The sequence below is a fragment of the Skermanella aerolata KACC 11604 genome (genome assembly GCF_000936425.1).
Classification (GTDB): Bacteria; Pseudomonadota; Alphaproteobacteria; order Azospirillales; family Azospirillaceae; genus Skermanella; species Skermanella aerolata.
This window is the reverse complement of record NZ_AVFK01000047.1, coordinates 18475-33804: the sequence shown is the minus strand read 5'-3', so window position 1 is coordinate 33804 and position 15330 is coordinate 18475. Positions and strand designations below refer to the sequence as shown.

The window sequence follows — 15330 nt, the reverse complement described above, 5'->3', positions numbered from 1 at the left end:
CTGATCATGAAGCTGCTCCACATCGACGCCAGTCCGATCGCCGATGATTCTGTATCCCGCCGCCTGACCTCGTCGATCGTGGCAACGCTCAGGGCCGCCGACCCGGCGCTCGACGTGACCTACCGCGACCTCGCCGCGTCACCGCCCGACCATCTTTCGGGTGACCTGCTGCAGGTCGTCAAGCTGGGCGCGCGGGAGAACCTGACCGAACGCCAGTCCCAGGAGGTTCTGCTTATCGACGCGCTGGTCGACGAATTGCTCGAGGCTGACGTTGTCGTGGTCGGCGCCCCCATGTACAACTTCTCGATCCCGACTCAGCTCAAGGCGTGGATCGACCGGATTGCCCAGCCGGGTCGAACCTTCCATTATACCGAGAAGGGGCCGATCGGTCTGGCGGGCGCCAGAAGGGTCATCATCGCCTCATCCCGTGGCGGCATCTACGCCGGCACGCCGGCCGAGACTGCTCTCGATCATCAGGAAGCATATCTTCGAGCGTTCCTCGGCTTCATCGGCATCACGGATGTGACCATCATACGCGCGGAAGGCGTCGCCTACGGTCCCGAAGCCCGCGCCAAGGCGCTTGCCGAGGCCCAGGTCCGGATCGATGCTCTCGGCTCCCAGACCGCCGCAGATCTACTTGTAGACGCCGGGCACTGATTTCTCGGCTCGCACAGCATCACTACGAACCGAACTTCGTTTCATACAGCTTTGTCGCACCGGGTTTCCCGACCGCTCGGGTCTAACGTTTCTAGGCAGGATCACGGCCTGAAGACAATAGGTATCAGCCGCACGGGTTTATCCCTCGCCGCGCAGTGGGTACCATGGACCCGATCCGGAAACTGACATCACGGATGTCCGCGCGCCCCACGACGTCCCGCTCGTAGCCACTGTCTCAATCGCCTTCGTCCTCGCCTTGGCCTTCCACTATCTGGCCGACCGGGTGCGGCTGCCGCCTCTGGTCGGCTGTCTTGTCGCTGATATCCTTGTCGGCCCTCTGCCGCTTTCCTTTATACCGACCGACGGCAGGAACGTCTTCACTGGCCAATCTTTGATGCAATTGGTATCGCCACGGCAATGCCCTTCCAAATAGGACAATTTTCTTGAAGTTGCAAACTGTCTTCGTTAAGAAATTATTAAACATTAAGCATTTTTTAACCATATGGTCGCTATGAAAGGGGCTCTAAGAACACGGGAAGGAACATGAAATGGCTCAGGTCAACAAAACGCCTAATCTCGGTTTCACCAAGAACTTCATCGAAAATTTCGACTTCGGCTACGTGGTGGACAAAGCGATCAAGGACGGAATGCCGCCTCAGGTTTCTGCACAGGCGCTGACCGAGTTCAAGGAATTCCTGTTCGCGCACGCGGCCCATCCCAGCCTCCCGCTCGTTCCCCAGTCGTGCTGGTGCGACGACCTTTGGCATCAATTCATCGTTGCCGATACCCGAGCCTATTTCCGGTTCTGCGAAGTCGCTTTCGGTCACTACCTTCACCATGACGGCGTAAATGCGACGGCATCGGAGCAAACATTGCGCCGCGCTCAATCGGCGAGGGTTCTGACAAAGACCGTCATCAGCTACGGCGGCAAAGATCTCCCCGTCGAGTGCGGGATGGCCGCCGTCGAATGCGGGATCGCCGTCGTCGAGTGCGGGATCGCCATTGACAAGGCTTTGCCATCCGTGCAGCCGCGGGCTGACAGGTCCGACAGGGTGGCGCACTGACGGACGCGCCGCGGCCTGGCTGGTCGCCCAGCTAGGCCGCGGCGCGTCCCTGCCCGAGTACCGAGCGCCTCAGCGGATCGTCAATCCGCCGAAAGGTGACAGGTGCTGATCTGCAATGGGGTTGCAGCGAAGTGCGACGTAGTCGGGTACGACGAGAGGGAGGATCGGGAAATCATCCAGCACAATCCGCTCGGCTGTCCGATACAGGGCCTCGCGTGCCGTGGGATCGGTGACGGCATTCGCCTGTCCGATGATGCGGTCGAACTTGGCGTTCCGCCAGCCGATCTGGTTGAAGGGACTGTCGCCGCCGAACAACTCGCCAAGGAAGTTCATCGCGTCGGGATAGGCGGCGGTCCAGCCCATGTAGTAGGCGACGTACTCGCCTCGACTGGAGTTCTCGTAGAACTTGGTCTTGTGGACGACATTCAGCTCGACCGGAATGCCGATGTTGCTCCACTGGGAAACATAGTAGGCAAACTCCTGGTGAAATTCCGGCCAGGTCGTAACCTGGAAAGGCGGCATTCCTTTGCCTCCGGGAAACCCGGCCTCGGCCAGCAGCCTCTCGGCACCCAGCGGATCATATGCCAGGGGCTCATGCTCGGCGTCGGCGAGAAGCAGGGGTGGGACGAGCCCGTTGTGGACGACGGCCATCCCCCGAAAGAAGCGTTCGGCAACAGCTTCGCGATCGATCATCATCGACATTGCCAAGCGCACGCGCTTGTCGCGGAACGGCGGATAGCGATCCTGGAGCAGTGCGACGGAACGGGTCTGCATGCGTGGGCAGGATATCAAGGACCGCTGGAAGCCGCTTCCGTCGACGGTCTTTCGTACCAGGTCAGCATCGACCAGCACGAAATCGGCCTCGTTGTTGTTGAAGGCGGTGACGGAGGCTTCGCGCCCGCCGGTCACGACGAACGAAACCTTGTCATGCACGGGGTCGCCGTCCCACCAGCCATCATGCGCCACCAGGTCGACATAGGCTCCGGGCACCCAGGCGGAGAAGCGATATGGCCCAGTTCCGGCCGAATACCTGGTGTACCAATCAGGACCCTGCGACCTGATGAAATCGATGTCGGCGATCGGGAACTTGAAGAACGGAAAGATGGCGCAAGGTTCGGAGAACCGGATGTCCACCGTGTGCTCGTCCACGACCACGACGCCTCGAAGGGGTCCGCCCTTCTTCCGGACCACATCCTCGTACCCCAGTACCTTCTTCAGGCCAGGAACGGCGAAGCTGGGCACGGCCGGATTCTCGAGCAACGCTTCGAAGGTCTTTTTCACGTCTTCGGCCGAGAAGTCACGTCCGGTGTGAAAGCGGACGCCACGGCGCAGGTGAAAGCGCCAGGCGCGGCCGTCGTCCGCAGGCTCCCAGCTTTCGGCCAGCGCCGGCTTGACCTTTCCCGTCCGATCGATCCTCGTCAGCCCCTCGTACATGGCCACCAATATCCGGCCGGCGACGAGATCGCGCACTTCGATCGGGTTCAGCGTCCGGGGAAATGCATCGACGCCCACTCTCAGCAGAGTGCTGCCGCAGGCAAGAGCAGCTTTCGGATAGCCAAGCATGCCGAGCATCGCACCGGAACACAGCATAGCCATCAAATCGCGGCGATTCATGGTGGCGAACATTCTGAACTTTCCTTGGGACGTTTGGGCCGCTGTTTTCCGATCTTGACCAATGATTTGAAAATCTGTGTCAGCTCGACACTTTCAATAGACACCTATGTCGCGAACTACGTAATGCAAATCAAATATAAAGGCAAACGTTTTTATTGTATTGAAATGTAATGGAAAATTTTTCATTATTTGGTAGAAAATTATATTGTGTGTTAACACTAGCATGCCAGTTTTTATTATTGAATGTTCATGGATTTGTAGGATTCAGAACGTAATAACTGGTACGCGATCGATGGATTGCCGGGCGGACGGAACGAAGTGGGATGCTAATGAAGGTCTTTGATCGAAGCCTGGTCGCCAGGATCACCGCCTCCGCAGCCCTGGTCGCCACCATGCTGATCTGTGTTTCGGTGGCGATGCTCGTTCATCTGGATATTCGGCAGGCAAAAGCAACGCTGGCTGGGAAAGCCGACCTGTCCGGCCAGATGGTCGCCGACGCCGTTTCCGCAGCGGTGTGGAATCTCAGTCCTGAAGAGGCCGCCGTAGCGCTTGACCCGCTCAGGGCCGTGGACGACTTCGCCAAGGCCGCCGTCTACGGTACCCGGGGCGAACTCTTTTTCATGATGAAGGCAGGTGCGCATACTGTGCCCGACGATGCGCTGCTGACCAGGATCATCGAGATCAGCCATCCCGACCGGCAAGGGCGTCCTCAGAAACTCGGAACACTCCGGGTCGACTTCGATCTCCATCCGACCCTGGATGCGATCAAGCGGAACGCCCTGTTCCTGGTAGGCAGCGGGTTGTTTTTCCTGGTGCTGGTGGTCTGGGGCACGGTGTACGTCCTGCGGGGAATTACCGCGCCGATCGTGCGAATGACCGATGTCATGTCCGATCTGGCGGCCGGCGAGATCGATATCGTCGTTCCGAACCGGCATCGGGCGGACGAGATCGGCCGCATGGCCCACGCCGTCCAGACGTTCCAGCATAATGCCGTGGAACTTCGGAACGCCAAGGAGTGTGCCGAAAAGGCTATCGCGACGAAGGCCAGGTTCCTGGCCTCGGCGAGCCACGACCTGCGCCAGCCTTTGCAATCCCTGTTCCTGTTCGCCGACGGGCTTGAGCGGCATGTTGTCGATCGGGAGGGGTCACAGAAGCTTCTGCACCTGCGCCGCGGTCTCGACGTCATGAAGGAACTGCTCAACGCGCTGCTCGACATATCCCGCCTCGATGCCGAGGCGGAGGAACCCGACATCAAGGATTTTCCCCTCAGCCTTCTGTTCAGCCAGATAGAAGGCAGCTATCGCACGGTAGCTGCAGCGAAAGGCCTGACATTCTCAATCACCGGTTCCGAACTCGCCGTGCGAAGCGACCCGACCTTGCTGAGGCGCATCCTTGGAAACCTGATCGAGAACGCGATCCAGTATACTCGGGCGGGCACCGTATGCGTTGACTGCCGATCGGTCGGCCCTTCGGTCAGGATCGAGGTGCAGGATACCGGCATCGGCATTCCGAGGAACCAGATGGAAGATATCTGGACAGAGTTCCATCAGGTCGGCAATCCCGAACGCGACCGGAACAAGGGTCTCGGACTCGGCCTTGCGATCGTCCAAAGACTGGCAAAGCTGCTCGACTGCCGGGTCGAGGCGGTGTCGGCCCTGGGGCGCGGCTCCATCTTCAGCATCGAAGTTCCACTCGGCCAGACCTCAGCCATAGCCCGGCCGGAGCCGGCCCCTATTGCCGGTCCGACTGGAGGCCGCTATGCCGTGCTGGTCGATGACGATGCCATCGTCCTAATGGGTTTACAGAGCACCCTGCGTGATTGGGGATACGAGGTGCTGGCGGCAGGCTCGACCGACCAGGCACTGGAGCGGCTGCGCACCGGCATCCGTGAGCCTGACATTATCGTCGCCGATTACCGACTGCGCGGTGGACGGGTCGGCACGGAAGCGATCGTGAAGATCCGTGAACTGTTCGACAGCAACATTCCCGGCGTACTCCTGACCGGTGAAACCGGCCCGGAATGTGCCGCCGATGCCGCCATGCACGGCCTGAGCATAGCCCAAAAGCCGATCAGCTCGCGTCAACTCAACGTCGCCGTGGAAAGACTGCTGTCGGAAGCGTCCGACTGACTGGGTTTTCGCAGCCCGAACCCGGTCACCGCCCGCTGGCCGATGCCGCGCGCGACGGGCCACGTCGAAATCTTCAAACCCATCTCTAGCACGTCTTTACCGCAGCGGCCATGAACCTCGCCCATCTCGACGCATGGCTTCAGGGCAAACCTCGGGCGCAAACACGACTGAATCGTACCGGGTTTATCGGAGATGCCATTTCTTGAGAGACTGGGGTTATCATGACGAAGCAGACATCACCCAAATACGCCCCTGAAGTGCGCGAGCGCGCGGCCCGGATGGTGTTCGAGCACTCCGGAAAACACGTCTCGCAGTGGGCAGCGATCAGCTCAATCGCGGCGAAGATCGGCTGCACGGCGGAGACGCTGCGGGGCTGGGTCCGGCAAGCCGAGCGCGATCATGGCAAGCGGGCCGGCCCGACGACGGACGACCGGGAACGGATCAAGGCGCTGGAGCGCGAGGTCCGCGAACTGCGCCAGGCAAACGAGATCCTGCGCAAGGCATCGGCGTATTTCGCCCAGGCGGAGCTAGACCGCCCGTTCAGGAAATGATCGCCTCAAACAGATTCCATGACGGTGTAGGCGGCAGCCGGTTTGGTAAAATACTGTTGCCCAATCGCATTCAGGGAGGCGACCGATGTCTTGCACCGAGACGTTGGTGCACAAATGGCGATGAGGGCTATCGCGGCGATGGGCAGGTGGGTATAGAGATAGCCCGCTGGAGCAGAGTGCCGCATGCCGTACAAGGCGAATGAACCGCGTCGTCACAGGATCCCGAAAGCCCGGTACAGAATCGAGAACTGGGCCGAGTACGACGCGGCGCTGCGTAGGCGCGGCAGCCTGACTGTGTGGGTGACGCCCGAAGCAATCGCGGCTTGGATGCCGGCGGCGACCGGGCGGCGGGGTCGGCCGCGGGCCTATTCCGACGTCGCCATCGAGACCGGGCTGATGCTGAGGTTGGCGTTCGGCCGGCCGTGGCGCCAGACCGAAGGCTTGCTGAGCTCGGTCATGGGCCTGCTCGGCCTGGAGTTGCCGGTTCCGGACCACACAACGCTCTCGCGCCGTAGCGCCGGCCTGGGTGTCGCGACGGCGCTGAGGAAGGCGAAGGAACCGGTCCACGTCGTGATCGACAGCACCGGCCTGAAGGTGGTCGGAGCCGGTGAATGGCTGCACGAGAAGCACGGCGGGAAGCCACATCGGACCTGGCGGAAACTGCACTTGGCGGTCGATCCCGGGAGCGGTGAGATCCTCGCCTCTGAGCTGACCACCACGGACGACGGCGACGCGTCCCTGGTCGGTCCGCTGCTCGAGCAGATCGACCGCCCGATCTCCGCGGTGTTGGCTGACGGCGCCTACGACGGGGAGCCGACATACCGGTCCGTCACCGACCATACGCCTGACGTCGCTGTGGTCATCCCGCCCCGTTCGACCGCGGTGCTGAGCGCCAAGGTGGACACCGACCCGACCCAGCGCGACCGCCATATCCAGTGGATCGCCGACCACGGACGGCTGGGTTGGCAGCGGGCCGTCGGCTACGGGAAAAGATCCTTGGTCGAAGTGGCGGTGTTTCGGTACAAGGCCCTGATCGGCCGCAGCCTGCGGGCCCGGAGTCTGCGTGCCCAGAAGGTCGAAGCAACCGCCGGATGCAAGGTCATCAACATCATGACCGACCTCGGCATGCCGGTGTCCCGTCGGATTGCCTGACCGCCGTGGCAATGGGCGAAGTCTGCCCGCCCGCTGATTTCTGCACCAACGTCCGTCCGCGCCGCTTGAAGATCACCGAACCTGGGCAGAAGTCCGTGCTCTCCGACCTCCATGCACCACAGCCACACAGCGTGCTGGATGGCGGCGGGTGGAAAATGGTGACGGGCATAGGAGAGCGGCTGCATCCTGGCAGATTATCGTCACCGCTGTCGCTGCACCACCGTTGTCGTGACAATCCCGATCGCCGGTCGAAGACGCGCCGATTTACATCTATCAAAAAATTGAACAATTCTGTTTGATTGTTGAACAACTGTATTCAGATTACACAAGTGAAACATAGCCTTGGTGTTGAGCAATTTTATATCGGACAGCCTGTTGTCGAAGTACTACCGCCGGTCCCAATGCCTCCGAATATCGGCATGACTATTGCTAGCTTTACTGGTGTGATCAAATCGAAGCATATCCAACTCAACAACGATCACCAATCGGCGATAAACATCTTTCTTGGCGGTGCTTTCGCAGCCTCCCGTGCGACAGGATGGAGTGAAGCAGGACCCGATGAAGCATCACGCTGCATGCCACCGGCTGACTGCATGGTTGGGTGTCTTTGCCCTTCTCATCCAAATCGCCGTGCCCGATCTGGCCATGGCGTTCCGGAACATTGTACCGGTCGACCTCGATTTTCGTCCTGACAACGTCGCGGGACACCCCTCCCACGATAGCGACCCGGGTGCCCCGTCGAAGCCGGTGACCCATGACCACGCTGGCCTGTGCCCATTCTGCGTGGTCCAGGCGGCCCCGCTGCTGCCGCCAGCCCACAACGCTGGCGCTCGTTCCGCGAGCTTAACCGGGATTTCGCCATCGCTGCCGGCCAAAATGGGCGCTCCTGCGGCAATGCACTTCTTGAGCTGCGTGAGGAGCCGGGCTCCACCGCCGGATAAGCGCACCTGAAAAGCTTCCTGCTGCGGAAATGTCTGGAAACCGCACCGTCGGTTCTGCGGAGCACAAACGTCGAGCATGGTCGTCGATGGTCATCACCGGGCGCTGCTCAGCGCCCGCAAGCGCCACCGTCACGCACGGCCGTCAGCGCTTCGGCAGCTCCCCGAACCTTTCGTCATGCCTGTCAGTTCGAACGGAGTCACATCCGATGGCGATCCAACTCGCTCAATCAATGCCGTTCCTCCCGGTTTTTCAAAATGTCCAATTTCGGGATACAATACTCGACCGGGCCGTTGCCTGCACGAAGCATGCACAGGCCGCCACTCTTCCCATCCTGGTGTCCGGGGAATCGGGCGTCGGTAAAGACTATATCGTCACCCAGATACATGCCCGAGGGCTGCGCCGCCATCGGCCTCTGGTTCGGCTCGGCTTCGACACGCTGCCGGCCCGATCCATAGCGGAAAAACTGCTCGGCGCCACAAAGGGCGGTATGGCGCCACCCGCGTTCGAAAATGCGCACAAAGGCACCTTGCTGCTCGATGCCGTCGGCGACCTCACTCCGGAACTCCAGGTGCTGCTTCTCCGGGCCCTCGAGTACCGGCAGACCGTATTTCGGAAATCGGGACATCGCATTACCATCGATGTTCAAGTCATTGCGATGACCGATCGGACTCTGTCGGATGCGGTATGTGAAGGTTCGTTCCGCCGCGACTTGTACGACTGGCTCAATGGCGCTCAGATCAGTCTGCCGCCGCTGCGCGAGCGACCGGACAGGAGAGCGCTGATCCGGCATCTCCTGCATGTTGAACAGGAAGCCTTAAGCGTGAAGTCAGCCAAATATCTCAGCAAGGAAGTCTGGGAAATCTTCATGACCCATCCCTGGCCCGGCAACATTCGGGAACTCCGCAGCTTGCTGCGCTCGATGATCGCCGTGGCACCCGCCCAAATCGTCGAAGTATCCGATCTGCCGCCAGCATTCCTTGCCGAGCAGAACCAGCGGGCATCATTTGTCGACCCAGCTTACTGCAAGCAAGGTCGCGCCACCGGGTCAATCGACGCTTAGCGCAAGGCTGAATAGCCTCAGCAGCCGGAATCGCTGGACCAACAGCGGCTCCGGCCGACTGCGGGAGATTACCCCGAACTTACGCACTTTGACATGGAGGTGGCTTATGGAAATGGACCGACGCATCTTCCTGACGGCGGGGGCGACCAGCGTCCTTGCTACGACCGCGATAGCTGCCGCACAGCAGCCGGAAAAGCCGGCAGGCGGCGAGCATGTGCACGAACACCAGCACGGGCATGACCACGCCGGCATGGGCAAGCTGAAGTACGGCGACCTCATGAAGGAGGCCACCCACTGCGTCACGACGGGCGAAGTATGCCTTAATCATTGCCTCGAAACCTTCGCGGGGGGTGACACCACCCTTGCAGTCTGTGCAAGCAAGGTTCGCGAACTGATAGCCGCGACAGGCAGCCTCGCCGAGCTTTCCGCCATGGGCTCCAGCTACGTCCCGGCCATGAGCAAGGTGGTTTTGCAAGTCTGCCAGGATTGCGAGAAGGAATGCCGGAAACACGAGAAGCATGCGACCTGCAAGGCCTGTGCGGACGCCTGCGCTTCCTGCGCGGAGGAGTGCCGCAAGGTCGACGCGTGACCCCAGGCTCGCCACGTCGGGTAGTAAGACCCGACGTGGCTCCCCCCCGCTCCCCTCGCGCGCCTAAGCCGGTGAACGCCTGCGCGACGCGATCGCCATGATCGCGGCGTCGATCAGCAGCATCGCCAGTATGGCGAGCCCGGTAATCGGGAAAGCGATGCCGAAGATGGCCGCCACGACCCAGAGTGCTATATAAGCGGCGCGGCCCCGTGGATAGGGTGGAATGCCCAATTTGCCGCTCGGCCGGCGCTTCCACCACATGATCACCGCCGCCACCGACGTCAGGATGATGGCAAGGCAGGTCGTCAGCATCAGCAATTGGTTCGCCAGCCCGAACTCCTGCCCCATGTGGATGTTGATGCCCAGTTCGACCGCCTTGGCGAAACCGCCATAGTCGGCGAAGTTCAGGTCGACGAGCGGTTCTCCGGTATACTGGTCCAGGTGGATCATGCGCTGGTCCTGGATCATGTCGGGGAACAGCGATGCCGAGTAGACGCCGGTCTTGCCGTCCGGCAGCGTGACATCGAAACCCGGACCGATGCCGCGCGCCTTGAAGACCTCGACCGCCCTGTCTATGCCGACCGGAGCGCCGCCGCCGGAAGGTGCTCCGGAAAGCGGCATCGGCGCGTTCTCGACCGTCCAGCCTACCTTGCCCAAGGCGTCCTTGGCCGGGACCTTCGAAACGGGTACGTCGTCCCACAGGAACTTCGGATAACCGACGCCATTGTCGCTGGCGATCTTGTTGACGGCATTGCCCCAATACCCTGACCACGGCATTCCGCTGAGGGCGAGGAAGAAGATCACCAGACCGGCCACGGCGCCCGTGACCGCATGAAGGTCGCGCCAGAAGACCCGCTGCGCCGGCTGCGCCCGGACCGTAAGAACGCCGCCCGATTGCCCGCGTGGCCACCAGAGATAGATCCCGGTCACCACCAGCACCAGGGCGAAGCCGCCGACGGCTTCGATGATCCGGTTGGTGTAGTCGCCGAAATATTCCAGGCTATGCAGCCGCTTGACCACCCACTGGAATTCGCCATGGGCCGGAACGACGTCGAGGACCGCTCCAGAATAGGGGTTCAGGAACACAATGTTGCCGCCGCTGTCGCCGTCCGTATCGGTCTTGACGGTGACCATGGCGGAGCCGGTGGCGCTGCGTGGCGTCCGGTAGACGGTCGCCGCCGATCCGGGAACGACATCCGCTGCCGTTGCGGCGAGGACGCTGACGGGCAGGGGAGGCGTCGCCGCTTCGGCGACGACGTTGCGGTAGGCGAAGACTGAGTTGTCGATCTCATCCTTGAACAGATAAAGCGAGCCGGTGACGGCCAGCAGGATCATGAAGGGGACTGCAAGCAGGCCGGCATAGAAATGCCAGCGCCAGATGGCGCGGTACAGCTTACCGGCTGGTGCCGCCTCGGCGGCGTAAGGGCGCGCTTGGCCCAGGACATGGGTCATGGTCGGAACTCCGTCGCGTCAGAGTTTCAGCGGGTATCGTGGATGTTCGGTCGGGAAGTTCAGACCGGCGGCGCCCTCGGCTGGATCGGGCTCGGCAGCCGGCGCTGAGGTGCTGCATCCGTTTCCGGCAGCGACGGCGAGTTGGCGTCCTCAGCGGGAATGAAGATTTCGGGCTGCGGCGGCGGGGGCAGGGCGGCCGCATGCTGAACCAGACAGAACGGACAATGGGGGCCATATGGCTGGCCGGGACCAGGATCGGAACCGGGATCGTAAGCGGGCTTGGGACCCGGCTGGGCCAAGGAAGCGCCGTCATGGCAGTCGGCCGAAACGGCGGCAATCGGACGCTCGACGGGATGCTGCCCGGCGGGGCCGGCAAGCGCCATGGAGAACTCCGGGACCAGCGCCCGCACGAGCATGGCAAGGACGGCGACGATGCCGATCCATCCCATGCGTCGTGTCCCGGACACGCGCCCCGTGGTTCCGCTCTGATCCATGCGCCTGCCGCGTCCTTCCATCGGTTCTCAATCGGGAATCAGTCGCCCGAGCCGTCAGACCGTCTCAAGACGCTTGGACTTGGCGGTATGGGCGGCGATCAGGTCCATCAAGGCGGGAGACAGGCAGTCGTACGGCTCCAGTCTCAGTTCCCGCAGGCGGGCGCGGATCGCCGGCATGTCGTCGGGCCGGGTCCCGGCCTCGACGATCGACGAGACGAAGGCCGCGAATTCCGGAGCGCTCCATCCCACCTGGTTCGACAGTTCGGTGTGGATGAAATCCAGGCCGTAGAACGGGTGTCCCTTGTTCTCGATCCTGCCGTACATGTGGACGCCGCATTCGACGCAGGCGTGGCGCTGGATCGCCGCCGAGGGATCGACGATCTTCAGCTTGTTGGCGTTGGCCGTGACCCGGAGATTGTCGCGCGGCACGACCGCGACCATCGAGAACAGCGCTCCGTCCGGTTTCCAGCACTTGGTGCAGCCGCAGACATGGTTATGGGCGGAGTTGCCCTTGATCGTGACCTCCACCGGATCGCGGCCGCAATGGCAGCGCAAGGTCCCGCCGCCGAAGTTGGCGCTGCCGGGGACGACGCCGTGATCCACCGAGGGGTGTATGTGGATCGAGCTATCGCCGACCCTGTTGTTGTTTCCGTTTCCGTTTCCGTTGCTGTGCTTCTTCCACCAGGCCATTTTTCCTCTCCCATTGGTCGGGTTTTTCCACGTGATGTCCTTATCGGGCATCCGAGCGGGCTTCAGCGCCGCGCAAACGCGGCGGCGCCGAAGATCAGCGGCACCACGAGCAGCAGCAGGCCCGCGATGATCGTCGGGTAGGTCGCCGGAACCCATTGGACAGGGCCGGCCTCCGCTGGATTGGGTGCAGTGATTCCGGGGATGTTGGGGAGGTCTCCGTTGCCTCCCGCTACCTTCAACTGGGCCTTCAGGCCCTTCTCAGTGTGCTGCGCCATGTCGCAGTGGACGAAATAGGTCTTCGGCGCCGCCGGCACGATGAAGGTCGCGCGCCGGCTCGTTCCGCCATCGGCCTCCAGGTGGATCATGCCCTGCGGATAGAGATAGCGCGGCAGGCCGTGCATCATGAACTGGTGGCGGACATGGTCCTCGTTGACCATCGTCACGGTCACGCGGCTGCACGCAGGCACATCCCACTGATAGCGGTCGTAGCCGAACACGAAGCCGGGCAGGGCATAGCGCTTGCCGGCATGCAGGGTGATCGCGATATCGCCGGTCAGGCTCTTGCAGTCGATCGGCAGATGGTCCGCGTTCTCGTTCATGACGGCGCCGTCGAGATCGCTGATCATGACGTGCGGCCCCTCATGCGCGCCGCCACCCATCGCGGCCATGTCGTGCCCCGCGGGGCCTGCGTCGAACCGCGCCTCCCCGATGAAGGTCCGCTTGGTGAAGTCGTCGACGAACAGATCGACCGCCAGCGTCCAGCGGCCGGCGAAGGGAACGGTCACGTTCTCGGCGCGCAGCTTGCCGCCGGCGTCACGATGCGCCCGCCACTGCATTTCCTCGACGCCGCGTTCCGGCAGGGCCAGACGCAGATCCGCTTCCCCGACCGCCGCCGGCTTGCCCTCGGCGTCGAGATAGTCCAGCGTCACCGTCGTCCTGTCGGTCACGCTGGGGGAGAACAGGACAGTCAGCTTCTCCTCCCCGGCGCTCAGCCGCATCTCCGATCCCATCGCCAAAGGGCTGATGCCGTGCGTGCCGTGAAGCATGGCGAGACGGGGCGGAGGGTCGAGCGACAGGATCGCCGTCGCCGCGACCACGACGAAAGCCAGCCCGTGATCGACCGTCAGCAGCCGGACGAGCCAACGCTTGCCGCCGGGCGACTGCCTCGTCGCCAAGGACGGGGTAAGCTTCGCCCGATTGACGGCCGCGACCGCCAGGAGCCCCAACACGAGCAGGACTTTGACGCTCAGACGCACCCCGTAGTCGGACGTCCACAGCGCCGTCAGGTCGCCGTCGGTCTGAACCCAGGTCATCAGCCCGCCGCAGGCCAGCAGCACCAGGACGGCCGGCCCCGCGACGATGGCGAACCGTCCCAGAACGGTCTTGGCCTCCGGCGCCGTCAGCCTCCGCGCGGCCAGCAGCAGGAGAGGCAGGGACCCCAGCCAGAACGCACCCGTCAGGATGTGGAGGATCAGCGCCGAGCGGACGAGGGCCGCCGGCTCCGCGCTGGCGGTGTGGCCGGTCAGGGTGAATCCCAGCGCCACGACGATGGCGCCAGCCGCCGTCACCAGCTTGTTGCCTGCCTTCGACAGCTGCCAGATGATGGCGGCCAGTCCGGCGGCCGTCGCCGCCAGAGTCCAGGCACGCGGCCCCGACACCATGAGCCACCATGTTCCCGGCATCAGCACCGCGAAACCGGTCGCCCCCAGGAGTGCCGCAGTGGCGAACAGGTGATAGGGCACCAGCAGGACGGCGGCGCAGCCGCAGGCTCGGAGCGCAATCTTGCGGGCCGGCCCCATGATCGACGCCGGAGCCTTGATGAGGGCCAGGGCGATGGCGCCGCCCACGCCGAAGATCAGGGAGGCGTAGAGCAGCCAGCGCAGCGTGACGACGGTCCATCGCCATGCCTCGGTCCCCGCTTCGGCTTGCAGGCGGGCGAGAGCCTCGCTGCGGATGGCTGAGGTTTCGGCGGCGCCGACCTGGAACCGGACCGAGCCGGCGACTGGGTGGCCGTCCGCCGAGGTGACGCGATAGCTCAGCAGATAGGTCCCGGATCCCAGCGCCGCCTCCGGCCGCAGCACGATGCGGTCGCCGGGCTCCCGCTGCGGCGGATTGAGCGCCAGCGGAGCGCCGGTCTGGTCGAACAGGCTGAACCGGAGCGGCAGGACCGGCTCGTTGAACTCGAACTGAAACCGGTCGGGCGCGCGTTCGAGCTGCGCATCGGCGGCGGGCTGGGTCCCCACGAGCATCGCGTGGGCCCGCGCCGGGGCGCTGCCGGCAGCACAGAACCAGCACAGGATCAGCATGAAGATCAATGCCGCCCGGAAGGGTCTTCCCCCTGCTGAAGTGCCGCCCTGTCGCATGTGTTGGTTCCGTCGTCAGCCTTGCCGCATGTCGGTTGCCGACCTATTGCGACGGCTTCTTATCGCCGTGATGTCCGTGGTGATGATGCTTATGCCCGCCGCCCGCCGCCGCCTCGTCGGCTGCTTCCTCACCCTCGGGCAGGTCGGCCTTTTTACCGACGATCACGAAGGCTGCCGGGAAGCCTAAGTCTTCCTGCTTCTTTTCCGCGTCGGGCATTTCCACCCAGCGCTGGACCTCGCCACCCGTGCAGCGCTGGACGACCGGGATGTAGAGTTTCGTGCCTTCCGCGACCTGCGGGACTTCGAACGATACCCCAAGCTCCATCCGGTCCGGTGTCGGGCCGCCTTGCCAGACGATCTCGCCCTTCGCCGGATCGACCGAACTCTTCCAGCCCTTGGGGCTGTCCGCCTCGATATGGGTCGCCTCCCTGGGCATCCGCAGCACCACTTCGACAGTCGGCTGATTGTTGCAGTCATGGGTCAGCACGAGCTTGCCTTCGAAATGTTCTCCGGGCTCGACTTCCGACCCCACGATGTAAGGGTGTGCCACGACCATCGCAGGCAGTATCGGCA

Annotated in this window: 12 protein-coding genes and 1 pseudogene; 7 read left to right on the top strand and 6 right to left on the bottom strand. The window is 62.9% G+C overall.

Annotated features, from left to right (window positions below; genetic code table 11):
* The first annotated feature begins 6 nt into the window (after positions 1-6).
* Positions 7-657 (top strand): FMN-dependent NADH-azoreductase, encoded by a 651-nt coding sequence (locus N826_RS32720; RefSeq protein WP_044435982.1) that lies wholly within the window; start codon positions 7-9, stop codon positions 655-657.
* 548 nt (positions 658-1205) lie between these two features.
* Positions 1206-1721, top strand: a complete 516-nt coding sequence (locus tag N826_RS40830) for a glycine-rich domain-containing protein (RefSeq protein ID WP_052832466.1) — start codon at positions 1206-1208, stop codon at positions 1719-1721.
* A 69-nt stretch (positions 1722-1790) separates the two neighbouring features.
* Here N826_RS40830 and N826_RS32710 read toward each other — a convergent pair whose 3' ends face one another.
* Positions 1791-3347 carry an ABC transporter substrate-binding protein gene (locus N826_RS32710; RefSeq protein WP_052832465.1) on the bottom strand — a complete coding sequence of 519 codons (1557 nt, stop codon included), beginning with the start codon at positions 3345-3347 and terminating at the stop codon, positions 1791-1793.
* 317 nt (positions 3348-3664) lie between these two features.
* On the opposite strand from N826_RS32710, the gene N826_RS43645 reads away from it, so the two are divergent.
* The 5 genes and pseudogenes from N826_RS43645 (at position 3665) to N826_RS32685 (ending at position 9758) form a co-directional block, all read left to right on the top strand.
* The gene (locus N826_RS43645) at positions 3665-5464 is read left to right on the top strand and encodes a hybrid sensor histidine kinase/response regulator (RefSeq protein ID WP_052832464.1); all 1800 of its coding nucleotides are present in this window, start codon (positions 3665-3667) and stop codon (positions 5462-5464) included.
* A 221-nt stretch (positions 5465-5685) separates the two neighbouring features.
* Positions 5686-6020, top strand: a pseudogene (locus N826_RS32700) (transposase); the annotation flags it as partial.
* Positions 6021-6198: 178 nt separating this feature from the next.
* Complete coding sequence (locus tag N826_RS32695) at positions 6199-7167, top strand: IS5 family transposase (RefSeq protein ID WP_044435979.1); 969 nt, start codon at positions 6199-6201, stop codon at positions 7165-7167.
* A 1147-nt stretch (positions 7168-8314) separates the two neighbouring features.
* Positions 8315-9169 carry a sigma 54-interacting transcriptional regulator gene (locus N826_RS42235; RefSeq protein WP_169789457.1) on the top strand — a complete coding sequence of 285 codons (855 nt, stop codon included), beginning with the start codon at positions 8315-8317 and terminating at the stop codon, positions 9167-9169.
* Between the two features lie 106 nt (positions 9170-9275).
* Positions 9276-9758 carry a four-helix bundle copper-binding protein gene (locus N826_RS32685; RefSeq protein WP_052832459.1) on the top strand — a complete coding sequence of 161 codons (483 nt, stop codon included), beginning with the start codon at positions 9276-9278 and terminating at the stop codon, positions 9756-9758.
* A 63-nt stretch (positions 9759-9821) separates the two neighbouring features.
* Here the strand turns inward: N826_RS32685 and N826_RS32680 are convergent, their stop codons facing one another.
* From N826_RS32680 to N826_RS32660, 5 genes are all read right to left on the bottom strand, one after another.
* Positions 9822-11210: a PepSY-associated TM helix domain-containing protein gene (locus tag N826_RS32680; RefSeq protein WP_044435977.1), complete on the bottom strand. Its 1389-nt coding sequence runs from the start codon at positions 11208-11210 to the stop codon at positions 9822-9824.
* A gap of 59 nt (positions 11211-11269) precedes the next feature.
* Entirely contained in the window at positions 11270-11704 is a 435-nt protein-coding gene (locus tag N826_RS32675) for a DUF2946 family protein (protein ID WP_169789456.1), read from the bottom strand.
* A 54-nt stretch (positions 11705-11758) separates the two neighbouring features.
* Positions 11759-12394 carry an S-(hydroxymethyl)glutathione synthase gene (gene gfa / locus N826_RS32670; protein ID WP_084721375.1) on the bottom strand — a complete coding sequence of 212 codons (636 nt, stop codon included), beginning with the start codon at positions 12392-12394 and terminating at the stop codon, positions 11759-11761.
* Between the two features lie 62 nt (positions 12395-12456).
* Entirely contained in the window at positions 12457-14757 is a 2301-nt protein-coding gene (locus tag N826_RS40815; protein ID WP_084721374.1) for a copper resistance CopC/CopD family protein, read from the bottom strand.
* A 43-nt stretch (positions 14758-14800) separates the two neighbouring features.
* Positions 14801-15313 carry a DUF1775 domain-containing protein gene (locus N826_RS32660; RefSeq protein ID WP_169789455.1) on the bottom strand — a complete coding sequence of 171 codons (513 nt, stop codon included), beginning with the start codon at positions 15311-15313 and terminating at the stop codon, positions 14801-14803.
* Between the last annotated feature and the right edge of the window lie 17 nt (positions 15314-15330).